Source organism: Ruegeria sp. L12 (genome assembly GCF_056531745.1).
This window is the reverse complement of record NZ_JBQFMH010000005.1, coordinates 31986-56257: the sequence shown is the minus strand read 5'-3', so window position 1 is coordinate 56257 and position 24272 is coordinate 31986. Positions and strand designations below refer to the sequence as shown.

The 24272-nt window shown below is 57.9% G+C and carries 20 protein-coding genes and 1 tRNA gene; 11 read left to right on the top strand and 10 right to left on the bottom strand.

Translation table 11 applies throughout. The annotated features are described in order from the left end of the window. Positions 1 to 23: 23 nt before the first annotated feature. Genes ACR0K9_RS09950 through ACR0K9_RS09940 form a run of 3 tightly spaced genes read right to left on the bottom strand, consistent with a single transcriptional unit; the run spans position 24 to position 4114 of the window. The gene (locus ACR0K9_RS09950; RefSeq protein WP_480822760.1) at positions 24 to 1688 is read right to left on the bottom strand and encodes a dynamin family protein; all 1665 of its coding nucleotides are present in this window, start codon (positions 1686 to 1688) and stop codon (positions 24 to 26) included. Positions 1689 to 1696: 8 nt separating this feature from the next. Beyond that, complete coding sequence (locus ACR0K9_RS09945) at positions 1697 to 3697, bottom strand: dynamin family protein (protein ID WP_480822758.1); 2001 nt, start codon at positions 3695 to 3697, stop codon at positions 1697 to 1699. Between the two features lie 3 nt (positions 3698 to 3700). Then, complete coding sequence (locus tag ACR0K9_RS09940; RefSeq protein ID WP_480531142.1) at positions 3701 to 4114, bottom strand: hypothetical protein; 414 nt, start codon at positions 4112 to 4114, stop codon at positions 3701 to 3703. A gap of 746 nt (positions 4115 to 4860) precedes the next feature. On the opposite strand from ACR0K9_RS09940, the gene ACR0K9_RS09935 reads away from it, so the two are divergent. Next, a tRNA-Leu gene (locus ACR0K9_RS09935) sits at positions 4861 to 4945 on the top strand. A 12-nt stretch (positions 4946 to 4957) separates the two neighbouring features. Here ACR0K9_RS09935 and ACR0K9_RS09930 read toward each other — a convergent pair. Further along, complete coding sequence (locus ACR0K9_RS09930; RefSeq protein ID WP_480531139.1) at positions 4958 to 5575, bottom strand: TetR/AcrR family transcriptional regulator; 618 nt, start codon at positions 5573 to 5575, stop codon at positions 4958 to 4960. 149 nt (positions 5576 to 5724) lie between these two features. Between ACR0K9_RS09930 and ACR0K9_RS09925 the strand changes: the two genes are divergently transcribed. The 6 genes from ACR0K9_RS09925 (at position 5725) to ACR0K9_RS09900 (ending at position 11179) form a co-directional block, all read left to right on the top strand. After that, the gene (locus ACR0K9_RS09925) at positions 5725 to 6654 is read left to right on the top strand and encodes an AEC family transporter (RefSeq protein WP_480822756.1); all 930 of its coding nucleotides are present in this window, start codon (positions 5725 to 5727) and stop codon (positions 6652 to 6654) included. 103 nt (positions 6655 to 6757) lie between these two features. Further along, positions 6758 to 7591, top strand: a complete 834-nt coding sequence (fghA, locus tag ACR0K9_RS09920; RefSeq protein ID WP_480822754.1) for an S-formylglutathione hydrolase — start codon at positions 6758 to 6760, stop codon at positions 7589 to 7591. 3 nt (positions 7592 to 7594) lie between these two features. Beyond that, positions 7595 to 9055, top strand: coding sequence for a Si-specific NAD(P)(+) transhydrogenase (gene sthA / locus ACR0K9_RS09915; RefSeq protein ID WP_480822752.1), 1461 nt, complete (start codon positions 7595 to 7597; stop codon positions 9053 to 9055). Continuing rightward, complete coding sequence (locus ACR0K9_RS09910) at positions 9052 to 9507, top strand: YaiI/YqxD family protein (RefSeq protein ID WP_480822750.1); 456 nt, start codon at positions 9052 to 9054, stop codon at positions 9505 to 9507. The genes sthA and ACR0K9_RS09910 overlap by 4 nt, the downstream gene beginning before the upstream one ends. A gap of 146 nt (positions 9508 to 9653) precedes the next feature. Then, positions 9654 to 10274 carry an HAD family hydrolase gene (locus tag ACR0K9_RS09905; RefSeq protein ID WP_480822748.1) on the top strand — a complete coding sequence of 207 codons (621 nt, stop codon included), beginning with the start codon at positions 9654 to 9656 and terminating at the stop codon, positions 10272 to 10274. Beyond that, complete coding sequence (locus ACR0K9_RS09900) at positions 10271 to 11179, top strand: ornithine cyclodeaminase family protein (protein ID WP_480822746.1); 909 nt, start codon at positions 10271 to 10273, stop codon at positions 11177 to 11179. Before ACR0K9_RS09905 ends, ACR0K9_RS09900 begins: the two co-directional genes overlap by 4 nt. Here the strand turns inward: ACR0K9_RS09900 and ACR0K9_RS09895 are convergent, their stop codons facing one another. Next, positions 11180 to 12421, bottom strand: coding sequence for an MFS transporter (locus tag ACR0K9_RS09895; RefSeq protein ID WP_480822744.1), 1242 nt, complete (start codon positions 12419 to 12421; stop codon positions 11180 to 11182). Between the two features lie 147 nt (positions 12422 to 12568). Between ACR0K9_RS09895 and zapE the strand changes: the two genes are divergently transcribed. Beyond that, positions 12569 to 13627: a cell division protein ZapE gene (zapE, locus tag ACR0K9_RS09890; RefSeq protein ID WP_480822742.1), complete on the top strand. Its 1059-nt coding sequence runs from the start codon at positions 12569 to 12571 to the stop codon at positions 13625 to 13627. A 60-nt stretch (positions 13628 to 13687) separates the two neighbouring features. Here zapE and ACR0K9_RS09885 read toward each other — a convergent pair whose 3' ends face one another. The 4 genes from ACR0K9_RS09885 to ACR0K9_RS09870 are packed head-to-tail and all read right to left on the bottom strand — an operon-like array spanning position 13688 to position 19920. Next, complete coding sequence (locus ACR0K9_RS09885; protein ID WP_480822740.1) at positions 13688 to 14962, bottom strand: bifunctional folylpolyglutamate synthase/dihydrofolate synthase; 1275 nt, start codon at positions 14960 to 14962, stop codon at positions 13688 to 13690. After that, on the bottom strand, positions 14959 to 15876 hold the full coding sequence (accD, locus tag ACR0K9_RS09880) for an acetyl-CoA carboxylase, carboxyltransferase subunit beta (RefSeq protein ID WP_480822738.1): 918 nt from the start codon (positions 15874 to 15876) through the stop codon (positions 14959 to 14961). The genes ACR0K9_RS09885 and accD overlap by 4 nt, the downstream gene beginning before the upstream one ends. A gap of 59 nt (positions 15877 to 15935) precedes the next feature. Then, positions 15936 to 16835, bottom strand: a complete 900-nt coding sequence (locus ACR0K9_RS09875) for a CPBP family intramembrane glutamic endopeptidase (RefSeq protein WP_480822736.1) — start codon at positions 16833 to 16835, stop codon at positions 15936 to 15938. Beyond that, the gene (locus ACR0K9_RS09870) at positions 16825 to 19920 is read right to left on the bottom strand and encodes an ABC transporter transmembrane domain-containing protein (RefSeq protein ID WP_480822734.1); all 3096 of its coding nucleotides are present in this window, start codon (positions 19918 to 19920) and stop codon (positions 16825 to 16827) included. Before ACR0K9_RS09870 ends, ACR0K9_RS09875 begins: the two co-directional genes overlap by 11 nt. A 236-nt stretch (positions 19921 to 20156) precedes the next feature. Here ACR0K9_RS09870 and ACR0K9_RS09865 point away from each other — a divergent pair, with 236 nt between their 5' ends. The 3 genes from ACR0K9_RS09865 (at position 20157) to ACR0K9_RS09855 (ending at position 22894) form a co-directional block, all read left to right on the top strand. Further along, positions 20157 to 20918 carry a DUF6478 family protein gene (locus ACR0K9_RS09865; protein ID WP_480822732.1) on the top strand — a complete coding sequence of 254 codons (762 nt, stop codon included), beginning with the start codon at positions 20157 to 20159 and terminating at the stop codon, positions 20916 to 20918. A gap of 10 nt (positions 20919 to 20928) precedes the next feature. Continuing rightward, on the top strand, positions 20929 to 21285 hold the full coding sequence (locus ACR0K9_RS09860; protein WP_480822731.1) for a hypothetical protein: 357 nt from the start codon (positions 20929 to 20931) through the stop codon (positions 21283 to 21285). Between the two features lie 82 nt (positions 21286 to 21367). Further along, positions 21368 to 22894 (top strand): MFS transporter, encoded by a 1527-nt coding sequence (locus ACR0K9_RS09855; protein WP_480822729.1) that lies wholly within the window; start codon positions 21368 to 21370, stop codon positions 22892 to 22894. Positions 22895 to 22925: 31 nt separating this feature from the next. Here the strand turns inward: ACR0K9_RS09855 and ACR0K9_RS09850 are convergent, their stop codons facing one another. Beyond that, complete coding sequence (locus ACR0K9_RS09850; protein ID WP_480822727.1) at positions 22926 to 24269, bottom strand: S41 family peptidase; 1344 nt, start codon at positions 24267 to 24269, stop codon at positions 22926 to 22928. Positions 24270 to 24272: the final 3 nt, after the last annotated feature.

Sequence of the window (24272 nt, the reverse complement as noted above, 5' to 3'; positions counted from 1 at the left end):
CCCGAAAAGCACTCAGGAGCGCATTAAATCGCATGCCACTCGGCCCCGCTGTTTTCGCCGGATTTTGCTACTGCGCGCAGCAATCCGCCATCCTTTTGTTCACGATGCTCACGTGCGATCTCGTCAAACTCGGTCAGGAAAGCGGCAAATGCACTTCTCAGGCCATTCGCATCCTCTGGCAAAGTGTCCGAGGCTACAATCTCGTTCCACATGGCAGCTGCGCTGAGTGGTGCCTCCGAAGTGCGATCAGCCACGGGGGCTGGTTCGTCCACCACATCGACCATTGCCCCTTCTGGACCCTCATGCGTCAATGATACAAGCCGAACCGATCTCAGATCATTGGTGTCGGGCTCTGGTTCATAGTCTTCCTCTCGCGCTTCGGGCTGTTCAGAAAGAAGTGCGGTGATCGAAGACGCCGACGCTTCGATATCAGGTCCTGTGTCTTCGTCTTCGACAGGGGACAGATCTTCGGCTTCGGCTTCGTCATCTTCCGCAGCCGCTTCCAAATCTTCCGGCTCGTCGGCCTCAGGGCCCAGAACGATCAGCTCGGCCTCTTCTTCATCTTCAAGGTCATCAGCCATGAAGTCGAACTCGTCCACATCGGTGACCGGATGCGCCAACAGGTTGAGATCAAGCAGCTCTTCTTCCTTGTCGGCAAAGAGGGCGCGCAGGTCCTCCTCGGCGGGTTCTGCCTTGGCTTCCATTTCAGCGCGCAGGCGCTCAGCCTCTCCCGCGTCGATCCGAGGGCGCTCGGCCTCTTCCGAGCGGCGTTCAACCCGTGCGGGGCGCACCGGGAAACTGGTGATAACCTCGTTCGAACCTGAGGACGGATCGACCGGATCAACCAGCTTGAGCGGCGCGTCACCAGTTGGGCGGGCAGGGTGCAGATGTTGAACTTTCGGTGCATCGGGCAAGGATTTGTCGATCTGATAGCGCGCCAGCATGTCGGCGCGGTTGTCCATGATCTGTTCAGTGATCTCAAGGAAGCTGTCGACCATCTTGCCACCGCCGCTGCGCGACCAAAGCTCGGCGTCACCGGTCTTGTCGCGCGCCAGAATAGCATCGCGGGCCGAGAACAGGATTGTGCGGTTGAACAGATGTCCGGCTTCGCGGTTCACGCGGCGCAGCACCTTCTGACGATCTTTCTGATTCAATGCATCCGCACGGGTAACAAGCAACAGCGACTTGTGCTGCAAACGCTCGGGCAATGATACCCAGGTTGCACGTTCGGTTTCGCGCCAGGCCTGGGTCGAGTGCGTGCACCACAACACGCCGTTGGCCTGACCGACTGCGCGCCGCCAGACGTCGGTTGTGATCTTCGGATCCGAGATGCCGGGCGTGTCGATCAGGTCGACGGCTTCGAGGATATCAGCCTCAAGAAAGATGCGGATGAATTGAGCGTCGTTGACACCCACGCTTTCAAGCTGGTCCAACTCGATCGTCCGCGTGCTGCCATCATGGCCGCGAACATAGGCGGGGCGATTGCCCCAACTGAACCAGATCGGTGGCAGCTGCGTTGCCGTGACCTGTGTCGGCAAGGCCTGCTTGCGCAGAAGAAAGTTCATCAATGTCGATTTACCGGCACTGAATTCCCCCATAAGCGCAAACACAGGTTTGCGGCGGGACCACTGCTCGATGCGGTTCCAGGCCTTGGGAGAGACGAAGCGGGTTTTAGATTCTTTTACCATAACTCTTCTTATGCTGCTTCGTTACTAAGGTCTTTCAGGATGTCACCCAGAATGTCGTCACGCGACTTCTGCGGTTTCTGCTCAGCGACCTGCGCCGCAGCCCTGTCTGGCGATTTCGAGATGCTGAGCAGCGTGTCCTTCTGCTCGGCCATGAAATCCATCAGCGCCGCGCGGACGTTCTCCAGAACCGCAGCAATCTGGTTCTCCTCGATATCCTTGGTGATCGAGTTCGCCTCGGAGGCGATCAGACGTGTGTAATCCGCAGCATATGCTTCGAACCCTTTGCGACGTTGCCACCATCGCCGCCACCAGGTGCTTTGCAAGTCCAGCGCGATGGTGCGTCCGATCCCCAGCGGTGGCGGAACACGCGGCACAATCGGGGCTTCGATGGTGAACTCACCCAAATGGTTGCCCAACAGTTTCTGATAAAGCGCTTCGACATCCGACGCGGCGGCGGAATACAGCGCTCCTGCGTCTTTCCGCATTGCACGGGCAAAGCTGAAATAGGCCGCTTTCTGAAGGGTCCGAAGGCCCGCGGGATCATATTGCCAAGTGCCCTGCTCGCCGTTCTGTTCCAGATGCGAGATCAGCGAGTCTGTGGCGCGTTTGACAAAATTCGCCTCGGCTGATGTCAGCCGCTCCAGCACTTTGTCACGCAGCTTGGAGGTCAGTTCCGATGCTTTCTTTTCGTATTCAGCGGATACCGTTGCAATCGCGTCTTCCGGCGACACACCGTCCAGATCGCGTACAATGCCGTCGGTGTTCGACAGCGTCTTGGCAACCGCCGTGGCCCTGATCTGGCTTGCGATGTTGCGCGCACGATGGCGCACACGATCCAGCAGCCGGGATCCGGCGCCTTCGGCAATGCGTTCGTTCATCGCCAGCAACAGATCGGGCAGACCTGAAAGCGCCCAGATCTTGTCGAGCGACGCCGCCTGATCGCCAAACCCGGCGGCCAGATAGAATGTGTTCAGCGCCTCGCGCGATTCTTCGGTCAGAATATCGGGGTTGCCGGTCAGCGCCGCCTCGGCCCACAGCGCGCTGCCGAAAACGACACTGGTGTTGGTGTCGATATTGTTCTGTTTCAGCGTGTCCTGAATGCGGTCACGAATCTCGGGCACCTGATTTACGGGATCCGATAGCTCGTCAATGCGGTTCACGAACAGGACGATCTGACGGTTCTCGAACTGCGCGATGATCCGCATCAGCGCCATGTCCATGGTCGACAATGCCTGGCTTGCCGCCAGCACAACCACGCAGACTTCGGAACCGCGCAGACTGCGCAATGTGATCTGCTCGCGCACCATGAAAGTATCGTTGACGCCGGGTGTATCGCAAAGCTTCAGCGAGATCGGATATTGCGGGATATCCATATAAAGCTCGGCCGATTTCGTGACATCGGCAAAACGTCCCGTCTTGGGATTGATATCCGGATCGTCCTCATCCCCAAGGCAGACATAACGCTGGATCAGCTCATCATCGAAATAGTCATATTGATGGCTTTGACCCAGAATCAGGTCGAAATGTTTGCCCAGCCGCTCTTCGGACTTCGCTTTCATTTCTTCAACCTGACGGCGGATATCGTCCATCTCGTCATCTGCGCCGGCGCGATTGGCAAGCTCGCCCAGCCGACCGCCGCCAACCATCAGGTTGTCCCATTCTTCCTGCTCGAAGAAGGTAAACTTGGATCTGGTATCACCTTCGGTGCGGGTGTTGATGTTCAGCGTGGTTACGACCGAAGTCCACGGGTTTACATCCGAGGGCAAAAGGTTCGGACGCCCCGCCAGTATGTTCACGATCGAGGATTTCCCCGCCTTCACCTGCCCCACAAGCGTTACGCTGGCGGTGAAGCTTTCCATCTTGGTTTTCAGCGTCGCCAGCCGCGCTGAGGAGCGCGCATCCGCCACCTCTGTCAATTGGTCGATCTGCGTCGTCAACGAGGACATCGTCTCAGTCATCTCGGACAGAGCCTCGTTTCCTACCGACAAAAGGTGGTCATTGCGCGCCATATGTTAGCCTCCGGTGCCAGTTGCGGCGATCTGGTCCCCTGCCCCGTCGGGCAAGCAGGCCAAAGTGTCGATACGAGCGATCAGATCCAGCGCATTCCCGAGAATCGCAGCTTCGCTGCTCGGAGAGATTGATTCATACGCCAGAGAATCGGCCAGAACTTCGATCGAGCTGAAGCCTTCTCCGTTTTCCAGGCAGGCCACACGGCGCCCGGTCGGGAAGTTCTGTGATTTATGAGACGGCAGCGGCATGCGGGCATTGGCCAGCAGGTACCGATTGCCGGAATGGGTTCGAAGCGCGATTCCGAAACCCGTGCCAGGATGCTGGCGGTTCAGGGTTTTCAGTTCGCCGATGAAGCTTTCACGTGCAAGACTGACGACGTCCTGCTCGGAGGCAGCGGTTTTGATCTGGTTGGTCACGACAGAGACCCTTGTACTGGAGTTGAGCAGAAACTCGTACGGTGCCAGATGGCAAAAAGACTCATTAACTCCTGCGCTTAATCAAGTACGATCACCGCGGTGTTATTTTGACGCGAATAAGATTTTTTGGCGTTTGAAATGTGGCGCAAATGTGGTCGGACCCCATAGAAATGCCTCAACCAAGGGGAGAGCTTTGCTGAAGAGCTGGACTTTCGTGTCAACTAACCTCGTGGCCGTCAAAATCTTCAAAATTCACCGCCTGGTCGTTTGAAGGGAGAGAATGATCTCTGTAATAATAATGCTATAACAATATATTACACCCATCGCCATTCGCTGTTTTCTATTGTCCTGTCGGGAGGTGAGTTTTCGGGGGGCGGGTTGCATGACAAATCCCCTCGGTATCAAGTCTTTGCAAATCATACCAAATCGTTCCACCTATAGGTGTGGACAATATCACCCATCACTAGCCCACTGTGGGCAACGGGGAAACGATAAATTAGGCACCGTAAATCCAGTCATTTGTCAGCATAGGTATTCTTTGTTGTCAGAGACGACATCGACCCCGGATATACAAATCGCAGACGAGCGCTTCCTGAAGGCTGCTCCCGCTGAAACAACCGTGGCATTCTCTGTGCTCCTCAATTTCGCTCTATCGGCTAATCTTGGGGGTCACCCAATTTTACCCCTCGCCCTCACTCAAAAGCTTTGCTATGCAGCGCGTCATTGCGGTGCCGTGGCACCGGGTTGCGGGTGTGGCGAAATTGGTAGACGCACCAGATTTAGGTTCTGGCGCCGCAAGGCGTGGGGGTTCAAGTCCCTCCACCCGCACCAAAGTTTCTGAAATTACACGCCGTAGCGCGCCATGAACATATCGACCGCCTGTAACGCGACTTCGTCGATTTCGTCTTGGGTGAAACTGTTTTGAATCCCGAACGCAGCGCGGCCCCACAGACGAACCTTGCAGAGTTCCGAGAACTGTTCGGCGGCCAAATTTACATCCTCAATCGCCAACTCACCCTTGGCGACAGCTTTGGCCAGATATTCCGCCATTTTTTGCTGACCATTTTGCGGGCCAGATTCGTAGAAAGCATTACCCAGGTCGGGAAATCTGTCACGCTCAGCCACACAGATGCGGAAAATTTGCTGCGCAAATTCCGAAACCAGAAAGGCAGTCAATTGCGTCGCGGCGATAGTGAGGACTTCGCGCGCCGGGTTGGTTTCGTCGATCATCGCGATGATACGCTCGGACATCAGGCGGCATTCGGTCTGGACCACTTCAGTAAACAGCAAGCGTTTGTCCGGAAAATAGCTGTACAGCGTCGCCTTTGAGACACCTGCGGCGCGCGCGATATCATCAACGCTCGCGCCTTCGAAACCATCCGCCATGAACACCTCTCGGGCGCCGCGCAGAACCTGATCGAATTTCCGGCCTGTGCGCAGGATGGTGGCGGCTTGAGTCATGGAGGCTCCTGATTTGCTGATCCTGCAACTTTATAAACCGGTCGGTTCAGTTTCAATGCTTTTCGCCCGGCTCGCGATTTTGTCACTTGATTCATCAGGCACTGATTGCTTGGCCTTGCCGTGCAAGAAAACCATGCTACGACTTCCGCATGGTCGAGATATTTCTGCGCACCCTGCCCTTCTTTGCAATCATCGGCCTGGGCTTCTGGGCGGGGCGCAGCCGGTTTTTCCCACCCGAAGCAACGGCCTACCTGACCAGGTTCGTGTTTTTCTTTGCGTTGTCGGCGATGTTGTTTCGCTTTTCCGCAACGCTACCGTTCGCCGAGATTTTCGACGGGCGGCTGGTCGTCGGCTATCTGCTGGGCACCCTCGGAGTATACGCACTGGCCACGCTGATCGCATATCTGCGCAGGCTGGATATCCCGACCGCTGCGGTCGAGGCGCAATGCGCGGCAATCGGCAATGTCGGCTTTCTGGGGTTGCCCATGCTGGCGCTGTTGTTCTCCGAGGCGGCAATCGGACCGGTGATGTTGGTTCTGACCGTAGATCTGGTGGTGTTTTCGTCTCTGATTGTGATCCTGATCAACGGCGGGCGCGAAGGTCGGATCAGCGCGAATACCTTGCGTTTGATCGGTCTTGGACTGCTGAAAAACCCTATGATCCTGTCGATATTGGCCGGATTGATTTGGTCGGCTCTGCGCGCACCCATGCCCGCGCCTTTGAACGACTTCCTGACCATTCTGGGGGGTGCGGCCACGCCAGGTGCTTTGTTCGCAATCGGAGCTTCTCTGGCCGACAAATCCGCAGAACGGATACAAATCGCAGGCTGGTTGAGTTTCTGCAAACTGGTGCTGCATCCGCTTTTTGTGGCGATCATGGTGATCTGGCTGATCCCGGTCGCCCCCTTCCCGGCCATGGTTGCAATCGCTGCAGCCTCACTGCCGGTGGCGGGAAATGTCTATATGCTTGCAGCTCATTACAATGTGGCCCCTCAACGCGCCTCCGCTGCCATTCTGCTTTCGACCATCGCCAGCATCCTGACCGTGCCATTTGTGATTGGCTGGGTCAGTTCGATCTGATCTTCACCTTTTCGAAAAATATGCACCCCAAAGGTGCTCGGACTTTACGCCAACGCCACAGAGCGTTAGCCATGACCCAGACATAATGCAAGGAAACAACCTGATGGAAACCGTTTCGGAAAATGCCTGTTTTGGCGGTGTGCAGGGCGTCTACCGCCATGCCTCCTCGGCCTGCAAATGCGACATGACGTTTGGTCTGTTTCTCCCGGCCGAGGCCAAGGATGGCCCGGTTCCAGTATTGTGGTATCTGTCGGGGCTGACCTGCACGCATGAGAATGCGATGACCAAAGCGGGCGCGCAAAGCTGGGCTGCGGAACAGGGTATTGCGCTGGTGTTTCCCGATACTTCACCACGTGGCGAAGGTGTGGCGGATCATGAAGATTATGATCTGGGTCAGGGCGCGGGCTTCTATGTCAATGCAACGCAGACGCCTTGGGCGCCCCACTTCAAAATGTGGGATTATATTGCCGAAGAACTTCCTGCGCTTCTGGTCGAGAATTTTGCCATCGATCCAGACCGTCAGGCAATCACCGGGCATTCGATGGGCGGACACGGTGCGTTGACACTGGCGATGAACCTGCCGGGGCGGTTCCGCTCGGTCTCGGCCTTTGCACCGATTTCCAACCCGATGGGCGCGGATTGGGGTCGAAAGCAACTGAGTGCGTATCTGGGCGATGACGAAGCCGCATGGGCGAAACATGACGCTTCGATGATGATGCGCAGCACCGGATTTGACGGCCCGATCCTGATCGACACCGGCGCCAATGACCAGTTCATCGACCTGCTGCGCCCCGAAGCGTTGGCGCAGGCGATTGCCGAACGTCGCCAACAGGCCACTTATCGCCTGCAGCCGGGCTATGATCATTCGTATTATTTCGTGTCCACCTTCATGGAGGACCACATCACCTTCCACGCCGAAGCGCTGTACGGAGACTGAGGCATGAGCAAATATGACTATGATCTGATCATCATCGGATCAGGGCCCTCGGGGCGGTCGGCGGCCATACAGGCGGGTAAATTGCAGCGACGTGTGCTGGTGATCGACCGCAAGGATCGCTTCGGCGGTGTTTCAGTTCATACCGGCACCATCCCGTCCAAGACCCTGCGCGAAACTGTGCTGAACCTTTCAGGCTGGCGCGAACGCAGCTTCTATGGTCGCTCATATAGGGTCAAAGATCAGATCCGGGCCGAGGATCTGAAAGCCCGATTGCACATGACACTCGATCACGAGGTCGATGTGCTGGAACACCAATTCAACCGCAATCATGTGGAAACTCTGAACGGGCTGGCAAAGTTCACCGGCCCGCATGAGGTCGAGGTTGCTACGGATGCGGGCGAGACCACGCGCCTGACCGCGGCCAAGTTCCTTATCGCCACCGGCACAAAGACATATCGCCCCGATTACGTGCCATTCAACGGCAAGACCGTCGTTGATGGCGACGATTTCCTGGAGATGGAGGAGATCCCGCGCTCGCTCTGCGTAATTGGTGCGGGCGTGATCGGTGTGGAATATGCCACCATGTTTTCGGCACTGGATGTGCGGGTCACGCTGATCGAGCCGCGCGAGACGTTCCTGGATTTCATCGACAAGACGCTGATCCATGATTTCACCCACCAAATTCGCGAGAACGGTGTCGATCTGCGTCTGGGATCAGCCGTCGAAAAGATCGAGGATGCCGGTACGCATGTCGAGATCACCCTGGACAACGGTCGCCATGTGCGCGCCGAAATGTTGCTTTTTGCGGCCGGGCGCATGGGCGCAACCTCGGCCCTGAATCTGGACGCGGTTGGGATCGAGACGGATCATCGCAACCGTATCAGCGTGGATCGCAAAACCTATCAAACCGCGGCACCGCACATCTATGCAACGGGTGATGTGATCGGGCATCCATCGCTGGCCTCGACGTCTTTGCAGCAGGGGCGCGTCGCAGCGTGTCACGCGTTGGAGACCCCGACCCTGCCGGAGAGCCCTTGGTATCCGTATGGCATCTATTCGGTTCCCGAGATCTCGACCTGCGGCATGTCCGAGGAAGAGTTGCAGGAGCGCGGCATCCCTTATGAGGTGGGCGTGGCGCGGTTTCGCGAAACCTCGCGCGGGCATATCATGGGGTTGGAACATGGAATGCTGAAGATGCTGTTTTCGCTGAAAACCCGCCGGGTTCTGGGCGTGCAGATTGTTGGCGAGGGCGCGACCGAGCTGATCCATATCGCGCAGGCAGTGCTGAACCTGAAGGGTACGGTGGATTACTTCGTGCAGAACACCTTCAACTATCCGACGCTGGCCGAGGCCTACAAGATCGCGGGTCTGGACGCGTTCAACCGGATGCCGATCCCCGAAGAGTTCAAGGTACGTAAATCCGCGACCAAAGCGAAACCGGCGAAACAGGCCAAAGAGGCGTGACCACGCTCTACATTGATGGCGACGCCTGCCCGGTGAAGGCCGAGGCCGAACGGGTCGTGACCCGGCACCGGGTCCCGATGGTTCTGGTGTCGAACGGGGGATTGCGGCCATCGGCGAACCCTCTGGTTCAGGTTGTCATCGTGTCCGAGGGTGCAGACGAAGCCGACAAGTGGATCGCTGAACGCTGCGGCCCGGGCGATGTGGTGGTGACATCCGATATCCCTCTGGCCGCCAAATGCGTTGAAGCCGAGGCACGGGTGCTGCGCCCCAATGGAGAGCCTTTCACCGCGGCAAATATCGGTCAACAACTGGCCATGCGTGACCTGATGGCCGACCTGCGCGCGGCCAATCCGTTGGGCTCGGGCGGGGGCGGAAAACCCTTTGGCAAGGCAGACCGATCCCGGTTCCTGGACGCGCTCGAGCGCGAGATTCGGGCAACCCTGCGCCGGTAGCTCTCCCGCCGGTCGAAGACGCATCAAAGATGCGCCATCTCCCGTTGGGCCGGGCAGCGCGTTCCGCGCTGCGTTTGGCGCTTGCATATCGGTTCCGGGATTGGTTCAGTCCGTTACAATCTGAACAGGTTAAGCAGGTTCGCATCATGGCCATCAAAGCCGTCATCTTTGACATCGGAAACGTGCTGATCGAATGGCAGCCCGAACGCTACTACGACAGGGTGATCGGCGAAGAGCGCCGCCGCGCCATGTTCGCCGAGGTCGATCTGCATGGCATGAACGATCTGGTCGATCAGGGGCACCATTTCACCGACACCATCTATGACTGGGCCGAAAAATATCCCGATTGGCGCGCCGAAATCCGCATGTGGCACGACAAGTGGATCGAGCTTGCGACACCAGAGATACCATACTCGGTCCGATTGCTCAGGGCACTGCGCGCAAATGATGTGCCAGTATTTGCCCTGACCAATTTCGGGGTACAGAATTTTGATTACGCTACCACTGTTTATCCGTTTCTGAACGAATTTGACGGGCAATATGTTTCCGGTCGGATGAAAGCTGTCAAACCGCACCAGCCGATTTATGAGATGGTCGAGGCAGATTGCGGTTTGCCGCCAGCAACACTGCTCTTTGCGGATGACCGCATCGACAACATCGAAACGGCACGCGCGCGCGGGTGGCAAACGCATCACTTCCAGTCGCCGCAAGGTTGGGCGGATTGTCTGGTGGCCCAGGGGTTGCTGTCAGAGGACGAGGCGCGTTGAACATCCTTCAGATACCCTTCGCCGAAGGTGAGGCCAATCTGAACTGGGTTGAGTTGACCGAGGCGTTCGCCAAGGGCCACCAGCGACCGAAGGCACAGATCGAGGATACGTTTCTTTATCGTGGCAAAGACACTTTGTTGTCGCGTTCCGCTTGGGTGGACGGCCTGGGTCTTGCTGTAAAATCAACGACAATATTCCCCGGCAATGCGCAGATCGGACGGCCCGTGATCGATGGGTCAGTCAGCGTGTATGGCGACACGGACGGACGGCTTGCCGCTTTGGTAGATTTCTTCCTGGTGACCAAATGGAAAACCGCCGGAGACAGCCTGCTAGGGGCGATGAGATTGGCAAACCCGGAGAGTCGTCGAATACTGATCGTTGGTGCCGGGCGTGTCGCGGAGTCCTTGTGCGAAGCCTTTGCGGCTGGTTTTCCCCGCGCTCGAATTTCGCTTTGGAACCGGACAAGCGCCAAGGCCGAGATGCTGGCCAAAAAGCTGAGGCATGTCAACGTCGTCTATGATTTGCCGGATGCTGTGAATGGTGCGGATATTGTTGCCACTGCCACGATGAGCACGCAGCCCATCATTCGAGGAGAATGGTTGCGCCCGGGCCAACACCTGAACCTGATCGGAGCCTACAGGCCCGACATGCGCGAGGCGGACGACACCGCCCTCCAGCGCGGGTTGATCTATTTGGACAGCTTTGATTCGACAGTTGACTATATCGGCGAGATCAAAACCCCCATCGCCAGCGGAGCCATCTCACGCGATGACCTGATCGCGGATTACTATGCGCTTGATAAGTTCGCGCCTGATCCGTCGGCCATTACGGTCTTCAAGAACGGCGGTGGGGCGCATCTGGATCTGATGACCAGCCGCTATATCATTGACAAATATCAGGCCTGATCAAGCAGCGGCGACCGCGTCAGAGCGGTCCTCGCGGATCGGCAGATGGACGATGGCACTGAACGCTCCGATCCCGATGCCGATCCACCAGACCAGAGTGTAGTCGCCATACTGATCATACATGCGCCCGCCCAGCCAGATGCCCAGAAAGCTGCCGATCTGGTGGCTGAGGAACACGATGCCATAGAGCGTGCCCATATATCTCAGCCCGAACAGATGCGCCACAAGACCCGATGTGAGCGGAACCGTTGCTAGCCACAGAGAACCCATAGCCAACGAGAAAGCAATCACCGTCAGCGGAGTGATCGGGAACAGGATAAAGGCGGCCGCTGCGATGGTGCGGCCTGTATAAACCGTTGCAAGCAAGTACTTCTTAGGGAAGTGGTTGCCGGCCCAACCCGCCAGCAAGGTGCCGCCGATATTCGCAAGACCGATCAATGAAATCGCGACAGCCCCAAGGGCCGAGGTAGTCGTGATGCCAATTGAATGAAGAACGCCCCCGGGTTGGATCGGGCCACACATCTCGGTCACAAAGGCCGGAAAATGTGCCGTGACAAACCCGAGTTGGTAGCCGCAGCTGAAAAATCCGATGGCGATCAGCGCATAGGACGGATCGCGTAGCGCTTTGCCAAGGATTTGTGCCAAGCCCTCTTCCAGTTCCGCTTTTGAGGCAGGTTTTGGGCCGCGCATAAAGGGCAACGTCAGCACCAGCGCCAGTATCGCGACGGCGAAGACAAGAAAGACCTGTTGCCATGGAAGGAATGTCAGCAGCCACTCTGCCGTTGGCGCGCCGATAACCTGGCCAAAACTGCCCGCTGCGGTAACGATGGCCAGCGACATTGAGCGGTTCTGATCGGACGAAGCCCGCCCCACGACGGCCAGCACGACCCCAAAGCCGGTTCCGGCGATGCCGAACCCCACCAACCAGGCGTACGTTTGGTGTTCGAAGGGCGTGACGGACCATGCGCTCAGGACCATACCTGCGGTATAGGTCAATGCGCCCAGAATTATGGCGCGCCGGTCACCGATCTTCTCGGCGATGGCGCCAAAGATCGGCTGCCCGATGCCCCAGGCGAGGTTCTGTATCGCAATCGCCATCGAAAAATCGGTGCGCAGCCAGCCGAACTCGTCGGCGATGGGAATCTGAAACACGCCAAACGACGCCCGCACCGCAAAACTGACGGTGATGATGATGCAGGCAACAATCAGGATCGGATTCAACAGTCGAGCGGATTGGGGCATGGGGGCTCCGGGGTGTTAGCCCGACGAGAGTAGCGGGCATAGGAGGCGCGTCAATTCAGGAGTTTTGCGACACCGCTTCAACAAAATTGATGTGTCTGGAAAAAAGGTTTCTTTTCAACACGTGGGTCGGAGGTTATGCGTCAGTTTATGACGGAATTGATATCGCTTTATGAGACGCGCATCGGCGATGGCACGCTGACCCGTGATGACGCGCAAGAGGCTGTTTTGCCCCGGTTTGAACGAATCCGCGCAGCGCTGGCGGAACCGGTCAAACGCGGGTTCTTCCGCAAAGCCCCGCCGCCGCCCAAGGGGCTGTATCTTTGGGGCGGTGTCGGGCGCGGTAAATCCATGCTGATGGATATGTTCGTCGAGTCGCTGGGTGACATTCCGGCCCGTCGGGTTCACTTTCATGCCTTCATGCAGGAAATCCACGCCGGGCTGCACAAAGCCCGCGACGAGGGTGTCGAAGACGCTTTGGCACCAGTGGCAGACGCGGTGGTAAAATCGGCCAAGGTGCTGGCCTTTGATGAAATGCAGATCACCGACATCACCGATGCGATGATTGTCGGACGCTTGTTCGATCTGTTGCACGCGGGCGGTGTTGTCGTAGTCACAACCTCGAACCGCCATCCGGATGATCTGTACAAGGATGGTCTGAACCGGCAATTATTCCTGCCCTTCATCGCGCATATCAAAGAACAGCTTGAGGTGTGGGAGCTGGTTTCACCTACCGACTACCGGCAGAACCGCCTCGAGGGGTCTCCGGTCTATTTCGCGCCGATCGGGCCGGAAGCGCGTGAAAAGATCAGGGCCGTTTGGAACGATCTGTCGGGTGGTCCGGCCGAGCCTCTGGCGTTGCAGGTAAAGGGGCGTGAGGTTGTTCTGCCTGCGTTTCGAAACGGGGTGGCCCGGGCGTCGTTTTATGACTTGTGCGGACGGATGTTGGGGCCCGGAGATTACCTTGCCGTTGCCGAGGCCGTAAAGGTGCTGGTGCTGGAGGATGTCCCCCGGCTATCGCGTAACAACTTTAACGAGGCCAAGCGTTTTGTGACCCTTATCGATGCGCTGTATGAGGCCAAGGTTCGGCTGATCTGTTCGTCTGCTGCAGAACCCGAAATGCTGTATGTCGAAGGGGAAGGAACGTTCGAGTTTGAACGCACCGCCTCGCGTCTGCGCGAGATGCAGGATCAGAACTGGGGAAACTAGGGGGCCCTGCCCCCGTCGCCTTTGGCGACACCCCCGGAGTATTTTTGGCCAGATGAAGCTTTAACCGTTTTCACGCAGGATATTGCCTGCGAGATAAAGCGAGCCGCAGATCAGGATGCGCGCTTGCGGGTCTTTATCTGTGATCGCACTTAATGCTTCCGCAACGCTGTTTGCGGTTGATGCGGGCAGATCGACCTTGGAGGCAGCCTCGGCGGTATCTTCAGCACTGAGGGTGTTGGCCTCGCCCGGGATCGAAACGGCGGTCAGCGTGTCGGCTTGCGCGGCCAGTGGCCTGAGATAGCCGGTTACGTCCTTGGTATTGAGCATGCCGCAGATCATATGGGTCGGCTTTTTGGGCAGCTTTGACAGGATATCTGCCAGAGCGATACCGGCGGCGGCGTTGTGGCCACCGTCCAGCCAAAGCTCGGCCTGAGGGGCCTGTTGGGTCAGCAGTCCTGTTTTCAACCGCTGCATCCGAGCGGGCCATTCGGCGCGGGTGACGGCGGCCTCATACGCGGCGTCTCCCATCTGAAGGTGGCGCAGGACGGCAACGGCAGCGCCGGCATTCTGGATCTGATGCGCACCCAGAAGGTTGGGCAGCGGCAGGTCACGCAGGCCGGTTTCGTCCTGATAGACAAGGCGCCCGTTTTCTTCGTGCACATGCCAGTGCTGTCCATGCACCAGCAGCGGCGCGCCCAGACGGGCGGCGGTGTATTCGATCACCTCCAGCGCCTCGTCCTCTTGCGGGCCGACAATACAGGGCACGCCGGGTTTGATGATCCCGGCCTTTTCAGCGGCAATCTTGCCCAGCGTGTTGCCCAGGAACTGTTCATGGTCGATCGAGATCGGGGTAATCACCGTCACTTGGGGCTGTTCGATCACATTGGTAGCGTCCAGACGCCCGCCCAAGCCCACCTCAAGCAGCGTGAAATCGGCCTGCGTGCGGGCGAAGGCCAGAATGGCTGCGCAGGTGGTGATTTCAAAATAGGTGATGTTCTCACCATCATTAGCGGCGTAGCATTCATCCAGAATGGCCGTCAGGGCGGGTTCCGATATCAACTCTCCGGCCAGTCGGATACGTTCGTGAAACCGCGCCAGATGCGGTGAGGTATAAGCATGGACCGAGCGCCCTGCCCCCTCGAGCCCTGCGCGGATCATCGCCTGCGTCGAGCCTTTACCGTTGGTGCCCGCAATATGGATGACCGGGGGCAGCCTTAGCTGCGGGTTGTCGAGCGCCGCCAGCAAACGCCAGACGCGGTCCAAGGTCAGGTCGATGATCTTGGGATGCAACGCCATCATCCGGTCAAGGATGACGTCCGAACTCTGGCTGGTCATTTTTCAGCCGTTTCCTCGGCGGGGGCTTCCGGAGCGGGCGCGGGCAGATCGCCTTTGACGGCCGGAGGTTGGTTCATCAGCATACGCGTGATGGTAATCAACTCATCGCGCATTTCGGTGCGCTTGGTGACTCGGTCCAACATCCCGTGATCCAGCAGGTATTCGGCGCGCTGGAACCCTTCGGGCAATTTTTCCCGTATGGTTTGCTCGATCACCCGGGGACCGGCGAAACAGATCAGGGCGTTGGGTTCTGAAATATGCACATCGCCCAGCATCGCGTAAGATGCGGTAACGCCACCTGTGGTCGGGTGGGTCAACACGACGATATAGGGCAGGTTCGCCTCTTTCAGCATTTCGACGGCCACCGTAGTGCGTGGCATCTGCATCAGGCTGAGGATACCTTCCTGCATCCGCGCACCCCCTGCCGCCGAGAACAGGATCAGAGGGCGCTTTAGCTTCACCGCCTCTTGCGCGGCGGCGATGATGGCGTTGCCGACATACATGCCCATCGAGCCGCCCATGAACGAGAAATCCTGCGCGGCGGCCACAATCGGGGTGCGGCCAATCTCGCCCACGGCGACCAGCATCGCCTCTTTCTCGCCGGTTTTTTTCTGCGCCGCTTTCATGCGGTCGGGGTATTTCTTTTGATCGCGGAACTGCAGCGGATCATCTTTGGGCGCAGGCACCTCTACCTCGGTGAAAATGCCGCCGTCGAACAGATGACTGAACCGGTCTCGCGGGGTGATCGCCATGTGGTGATCGCATTGGGTGCAGACATTCTGGTTTTCTGCCAATTCGCGGTGGAACAACATCGTTCCGCATTCATCGCACTTGTGCCAGAGGTTTTCAGGCACTTCCCGGCGCGAGAAGATCGAGTTGATCCGGGGGCGGACGTAGTTTGTGATCCAGTTCATGTCGGAACCTTGCTGAGACTGCGTTGACGTCAAATAAGACGCTGGCGCAGGAATTGCAATCAGCGCCTGAGGACCAGCCGCGCAGTGAGCCACCCGACAATCATGAGCGCAAAGTCGACAAACAGCCAGGGACGGATGGCCTGCGTGTCCGAAGTCTCATATGGCAAGTGATACAGAGCCAGGCCGCTTAGACTGTCAGGCAGTGAAATGACAAGCAGTGCGGCGAAATTGTTGAAGAAATGCAGCGCGATTGCTGGGCCCAGCGTTCCCGATCGGGCGGTGAGATCGGCGGTCAGCAAGCCAAAGGCCATCGCCCAGACGGTGATCAGGACAGCGTTATCGCCAGCCATAGAAGGGTTGTAATGCCCGGTCGCGAACAGAAGTGAGGGCATGAGCATCCAGATCAACGGGGATCGGAACCGTGCTGCCAAACCTTGCTGCAAATAGCCCCGGAACAAGATTTCTTCGGCGCTGGTTTGTATCAGAACGGCGATCAGTGACAGCGGCAACAGGACCAACCATTTCAGCAGCGGCAGATTGGCAACCAGCGGCGCTCCAAAATCGTATGGCGGCAGGATCAGCAGCACAGCCCCCAAACAGGCCAACGCACGCAGGACCAGCCAGAATTGCCGGATAGCCACCGCCGGCGGCCCAATCATCGTGGCAAGTGAGCGGTGCTGGATCAATCTTGCCGCAACTGCGACGCCCAGAGTGACGAAGATGAAACTGCTCAGAACCAGCAAAAGCGCAATGGGGGATGAGCCGGTCAGAAACCGTGCAGCCCATTCAGCCGTGCCAAGACTGGCGACCATCGCAAAAAGAACTGCGTTCAACGACAGGATAACCGCGGCAACGATACCCGTACCGACAATCAGGCGCCAAAGCTCGGGGAATTTCCGCGCCTCAGTCAGAAGCACTTGATGAGGCTGATACGCTCCAGGAGACTTGTCAGGTGGCATTTGTCGGCTCGGCGTCCGGCGAAGAGGTTTCTTCGACCGGCAAGGCGTTTGGCACGCGCATTCGCTCGGCGGCAGAGGTCAGGTAACCTGCAACAGTTTCAAGAAGCTGAACGGCGACGCTTGCGTCACTTTCGATCACGGCGCGCAACTCCTCGGCACCGATCCTCAGAAAGGCGCAGTCTGTCGTCGCCACCAGATCCAGTTGTCGCGGCTCGTTAGTGATGATCGCAAGATCACCGATCAAGCGCCCCGGCTCGACTGTCGAGAGGGTTTCAAGCTCGCCATCCTTGTTCAGCCACTCCAGGCTGGCCTCGCCCGAGATGCACAGATAGGCGGCGTCGGGGGCCTGACCGCGCGCGAACACCACCTGCCCTGCGGCGGCCTCATACCACTGCGCCGAGAAGGCAAGCAGGCGCTGGTTGCGCCCGTCCAGCCGCGAGAACAACTCGGTCGACGAGATGATCTTGAGCTTGCGGCTCAGGTCATCAGAGGAACTGTCTTCAGTTTCGGGCCGCACGCGCGAGACGCCGTCGATGCGGCCATCCTTGACCTCGACAAACAGATCGTAGGCCTCGGGGTGGGCAAAATGATCTTCCATGAAGATCATGATCGCATCGGGCAGCAGTTCGCGCAGCTTCAACCTTGTGCGCAACCGGCTTTCCGAATCGTGGCTGGCCAACGCCTTGTCGAGGATCAGGATATCGGGACGTTTGATCCCGGCCCGCGAGAATGCGGCGCGTTCCTGAAACACCGTCGGCAGGTTGTTTCCGCCTAATCCCGAGGGCAGATCATAGATGATAGCCGCCGCGCGCCGGCGCAATCCGGCCTCGTTGAGGACCTCGGCCACCAGATCTTCGATCTCTTCGGCATGGGCACCGGCCATGATCGAGACCCGACCATACAGCGCGTTTTCCATCGCGGTCAGGCGCGGGACATACAGATCAGGCGTCACCGGTATGAACATCCCGCCCATGGCACTGCGCAACCTTTCGGCCTGGCTCTGGCGGATTGCAAGGATCTTGTCCTTGTATTCTTCGGGGAAGCTGGGTCCGATCTGTTCGGCAGTCAGCATGAAAGGAACGGTCAGCAACAGGGCACGTTCCTGATCATTCAGCGCCTCTTCCCCTTTGGATTTGCGGCGCTCTTCGATGTCGAGCAGGCGGTGATACATGTCTTTCGACAGGCCCAGTCGCAAGAACAGGGGGTGATCTGCGCCGTCGCGCCCGAAGGTCTGGTTCAACGTGTCCAGAACGGCCTCGGCAATGCTCAGCGCGTCATCGTCCAATTCATGTGCGGCCAGCATCGACATGAACCGTCCGTCTCCGGCCAGAATATCAGGCGAGATATCGTGCGAAGGCGCAGCGAACAGAAGATTGCCCCCCAGCGGAACCGCCGGGTTGAAACGGTCCGGATCAAAGCGATAGACGTATTTGTCCAACCCCCGCTCCTGCAACCGGGTTGCAACGGTTTCACGCAGATTGACAATCTCTTGCGCCAATTCTGGATGAAGCTCTGGGTCAAATTGTGAGCGCAAGGTGCGGCGGAACATGAACTCGTCGATGCCCATCGCCTCGACCAGTTGGAACCACCAATCGCGGATGTCCTCGATATCATCAAGTCCCGCGAGCCCCGGATCGATCCATTCGTCGCTGAGCGAATCCGGTGGATTGCCTGCGCGAACAGCCTCGATCTGGCGACGGCTGGGCACTTTCAACGCGTCTGCTTCATGTTGCGGATGTGTTCGTAGCGGCATCAACAGATTGTCGCCCAGCGTTCCGTCAAACAGATAAGGCCGCGAATAGGCATAGCCGATCCGGGCGGCAATGACGGATTGGTGCAGATCGTTCAGATTGTGACCCGCCAGAACAACCTCACCCTGAGCCGGAAGCAGCTCTCGGGTCAGCAACTGCGCAAGCGCGCTGCGCTCGGATGCGTGGGTCGATTGAATCGCCACGCGCGCGCCACGGGGAATGGTCAGGTCGATGTCTTCAAGGATAGTTTTGCCATCGTCATCACGCACGGTAACATTGCGCAGCTCGATATCACCGTTCAGGCGTGGAATTGACTCAGGTACACCCTCGAACAGACGTTCGGGGATCATGTTCGACGGCGCAAATCGCTCGGTCACGATTTCCCAGCGCAGCGACATGTCCTGCACCTGATTGTAGTAGGTCAGCAGATCCTTCCACGGACCGCTGAGGTCCTTATATGCGCCCAGAGCGGCCACCAGCGCGCCCACTGTAACCTCACCCGTGATCGCCAGATAGCCGCCCACCGAGTAGAACAGGAACGGAGTCATCTGAGTGATCAGATTGTTGAGGAACTTCATGAAGAATTTCTTGTTGTAGATCTTGAACCGGATCTCGAACAAGGTGCCCAGACGATGGCTGAACTGCGCCAGGCGATAGCGCCAGCCGCCATTGGTGCGCAGGTCACTGATCCCGGCGGCGCTTTCACCGATTTCAGAGCTCAGACGGCGGACCTCTTGAATCCGGTCCTTGTTCAGCAGGTTGATCTGACGTTGCAACTTGGGGATCAGCCATGCCTGCAGGGGGATCAAGGCAATACTGGCCAGCCCGAACCAGACGCTTTGCATGAACAGGAAGGTGACGATGGTCATCATCTGCCCGAATTGGAACACCGGCTGCGCAATGGCGTCGCCCATCAACCCGCCCATCGGCTCGGCCTCGGAGGTAATCATCGAGACCAGCTCGCCCTGGCTTGTCGTCGCGAAATAGGATTTCGGGAAGCGCATGGACCGGCTGATCAGGGTAAAACGCAGACGGCGCAGCATCCGTTCGGCCAGAACGCCCTTCATGGTGTTGATGCGCATCTTCATCAGGCCGCTGGCGATCACGGTGGCCAGAAAGGCAAAACACAGGATCATCAGATACTGAATCTGGGTCACCGTGAAGCCGAACACCGTTACCGTATCCGCAGGCGCACCAATCGCGTCATTGATGATCTGTTTTGGTAGTTCAAGCGAGGCGTAGAGAAAGGGAAACGACAGGACCGTCAGGACCAGCAGCACCATCTGCTGCTTCTTCGAATACTTCCAGATGAATGAAAATAAGGTGGGTTCCATACACCTGCCTCGTCCTGAAATTGAATGATCCAAAGGCGATGCGCAACATTCCCACGATCAGAGAGCCGAAGGTAAGCGTCGGCATGACCTATTGCAAGAATGAGTGCGCGCGTGTCCAGCGATTCGAGACTGAGATCGCACGCTTTGAAATCAACTTTTGAACAGGCCGGCGCAAGACGGGTTTGTTCCCCGCCCGCTCTTTGACTAAAGAAGGGAGAGCTACCGAAGATGAGGCAATGGGCAAACTTCTGGATCGATATTTGCAACGCAAGGTCTTGGCCCGATGGCGGGATGCTGTGCGACATGCGGATCAGGCCTCATTGCCTGAACTTCGGCGCCAGCGTGACGACGCCCGTCAACTGCGCAAAGAGCTGGCGCAGCTAACACAAGCCGCCGATGCCCGTCTGATTCAGCCGCTGATCGGATCGAACCAGTTTTCGCGACCGCTTGGCACGGATTGGTCCTGGAGGCCGGATCTCTGGAAGGCGCCCTCTGTCCGCAAAGGCCTCGCCTCGGCTGCGCGCAAGGCGACGATGGACAAGCAGGTGACCATCTTTCACGACTGCGACCGGTCAGAGATCGCGATGCGTCAGGAAAGAAACCGTGGCGACAAGGATCTTGCCCCCTTTAGTATGGCGATCGAAGTCTTTGACTTTCAAGGTTCTTTCCTATCCCTGTCGGTCGAATTGCCCGCAGACGCAGCAAAAGGCCTGACAGGTCAGCATCTGATGCGGGTCGATACGGTGGTCGAATGCGAACGCCCGGCGGTGGTGTTCGCGCGGCTCAACATTCAAAATGGCCCGAACACAGAACAAGTTCTGCGCGCGCTTGATCTGTCGCGGCCGGAAGCCGCAATCGATTTTGATCTGGCGCATCTGCATCTGAATGAACACAGAATTGAAAAGTTGTGGCTTGATCTGATACTCGAGCAGCCCGCGATGAACCGGGTTGTTTTGCGGGACCTGACCTTTTGCCGCCACCATCGGGCTGATCTGTAAGTGAGCACAAATGACCCAAGTTACTCTGACACCGATCCGCTTTGAAAACGCCCTGTGGGAAGGGCACCTGACTGCTGAAAGCGAGCCGCAAATCGAGGTTCGCTATCTCGGCGAACAGGTGCCGGACATAGGGCTGACCCAGGAAACCGACGGGTGGGCCTTACGTATTCCGGTCCCAGCCGCCGCGCTGTCTGAAGGGGTGCATTGCATCGCCATCTTTGATGCCACAACAGATCAGAAACTTGGGGATTTCACGATCATCGCAGGCACCCCCGCCGCCGACGATCTGCGGGCCGAGATTGCATTGTTGCGTGCCGAACTCGATATGCTGAAACGGGCCTTCCGACGATCGCAAACACAGTCTTGAACCGCGCTCATTCGGGCCATTTGCCTATCTTTTCAGCCTCATCCGTGCATCATGAAGTCATTCGGCGCGGATTGAGGACCTTATGGACCGCAACAGCATTATCAAAGTGATCGCCCTGATGATAACGGGCTTCGGCATCGGGATCGACTTTACCGGTGCGTTGATGCTGGTCCCGGCCATCGAAAACAGCTTTGATGCGGATATCACCAGCACCCAATGGGTTCTGAATATCTATGCGCTGTTCTTTGCCATGACCATGGTTGCGGGCGGGCGGCTGGGGGATATGTTTGGTCACCGCAAGGTGATGATTATCGGCCTTGCGATCTTCGTGTTTGCCTCAATTCTGTGCTTTGTCTCTCCGGGTCTGGACTATCTGATTGGCGCCCGAGCGCTGCAAGGGATCGGTGCAGGCTGCGTTTGGCCCTGCACATTGGCCTTTGGGGCGACGAAAGTCTCAAAGGACGAGCATCGCGCATTGGTGATGGGTCTCATTCTGGCGGGCGTAACAACGGGCAATGTCTTTGGCCCGTTGATCAGCGGCACCGTAGTCAATCTGGGTGACTGGCGACTGTTCTTCCTGGCCAACGTCATTTTCTCAAGCATCTCCATGACCACCGCGATCCTGCTGATGGAGCGTGAGACCGAGCATAAGAAAGGCGAACATATCGACTATGCCGGAATGGGCATACTGTCCTTTGCGGTTCTGCTTCTGCTTTATGGGTTGGATGTTGGTGCGGATTGGGGTTGGACCTCGGTGCCGCTCTTGCTGTTGTTCTTCGTCAGCGCGGTGCTGTTCTTCCTGTTCCCGCAGGTCGAAAAACGCGTCAGGGAACCTCTGTTGCTGCCACAACTGATGCAGAACCGAGAATTTCTGATCACCCTTGGCCTGAACATGTTCAACGTCTCAGCGGCATTCGTAGCCTTGTTATATTTCCCGCAATACATGCAAAAGGTTCTGGGATGGTCGGTGTTCCAATCGGCGCTGGGGTTGGCCCCGCTAACCGTATTGCTCGCGGTTGGCTCCATCGTTTCGGGTACGCTGTATAATGATTTCGGGCCCAAACGGTTGCTGTTGTGGGGGTATATCTGCGCAACCGTAGGTGCGTTGAGCGTGATCATCATGCCAGAAAGCTGGGGGTATTTTCAGATCTTACCCGGTATGGCGCTAATGGGGCTTGGGGCCACACTGACAGTTGGCCCCTCAGGCACCGCCGCTGTCTGCGCCGTCAAACCCGAACGTGCAGGTCTGGTGGGTGGACTGAGCTTTATGACGCATCTGGTTTATGGCGCCATTTCAGTCGCTTGCGCGACCGCAGTAATGTACGTCGTCAGCCTGTCCAGCTTGCGCAATCAACTTGCCGCCGCAGGCATCAAACTGTCTGAGGCGGATCTAAAAGCGATCAATGGCGGCACGCTGACGACCGACTCGGCCAAGGCCGTCCTGCAAAAACTGAATTCCGGTGAGGTCGAAAAGGTAAAGGCCGCCATAGCGACGGCCTTTGACAGCGGGATGAACATCGCCTTTGTATTCGCCACTATCTCGGTTTCGGTCGGTATCATTCTCGCGCTGATGCTTGACGAGAAGAAACTGCACAAAGTCGAAAGCTAGAAGGGCCGCAATCTCTGCGGCCCTCGGCTGATTACTGCGACGGCCCGGTCGGGTTGAACGCTGACAGTCCCTTAAGGATGTCGATGGCATAGGCCAGCTGGTAATCCTGCTCGCGCAGCTCTGCCGTGGCTTCGGCCTTGGCGCGATCCTCTTCGATCTGACGGATTTCATCCTCGCTCAGGCTGTCATTGTTCAGGCTGCCGCGCAGGTCGGCTTCGGACCGGGTGCGGGCGTTGCTTTCCTCTTCCTCTTCGGTCACGGGTGTCGGACGCGGCTGTTCCACGATGATATCCGGACTGACGCCAAGCGCCTGGATTGAGCGGCCAGACGGTGTGTAATAACGCGACGTGGTCAGACGCATCGCGCCATCTCCGCGCAGCGGCATTACCGTCTGGACCGAGCCCTTGCCGAAGCTCTTGGTGCCCACAACGATGGCACGGTGATGATCCTGCAGAGCACCTGCCACAATCTCGGACGCCGAGGCCGAGCCACCATTGATCAGAACGACAATCGGCTTGCCGCCGGTCAGGTCGCCGGGCGTGGCGTTGAACCGCTCGCCGTCCTCGGGATTGCGGCCGCGGGTCGATACGATCTCACCCTCATCCAGAAATGCGTCGGAAACCTTGATCGCCTGGGTCAGCAGACCACCCGGGTTGTTGCGCAGGTCCAGTACGATGCCGTTGACGTTTTCGATACCGCCTGCCTCTTCAATCTGTTCTTCAAGACCCGTCTTGAGGTTGGGATAGGTCTGGTCGTTGAAGGTGGTAACGCGCAGCACAACGCTGGTGCCCTCAGTACGCGCACGCACAGCGGTCAGCTTGATGGTGTCACGGATGATGGTAACGTCGAACGGATCGGCCTCACCCTCACGCACAACGGTGATCACGATCTCGGATCCAACCGGCCCGCGCATCAGATCAACCGCCTTGTCCAGTGTCAGGCCCAGAATGCTTTCGCCATCCACATGGGTGATGAAATCGCCAGCCTCAATACCCGCAGCATCCGCCGGGGTGTCATCGATCGGAGAGACAACTTTTACAAATCCGTCTTCCTGAGTGACTTCGATTCCCAGCCCACCGAACTCACCACGCGTTTGCACGCGCATCTGTTCGGCATCGTCAGGCGACAAATAGCTGGAATGCGGATCCAGCGAGGTCAGCATTCCGTCAATCGCCGCCTCGATCAGCTCCTCGGTTTCCACTTCCTCGACATATTGCGCGCGGATGCGTTCGAAGATGTCACCAAACAGGTCCAGTTGCTCATAAACACTGGCCTTGTTCTCAGCCTCCTGTGCCAGCAAAGGACCTGCGATCTGAGTGGTTGCGATAATCCCTGCCACGGTGCCGGCCAGACCGGCCATCACAAATTTCTTCATACT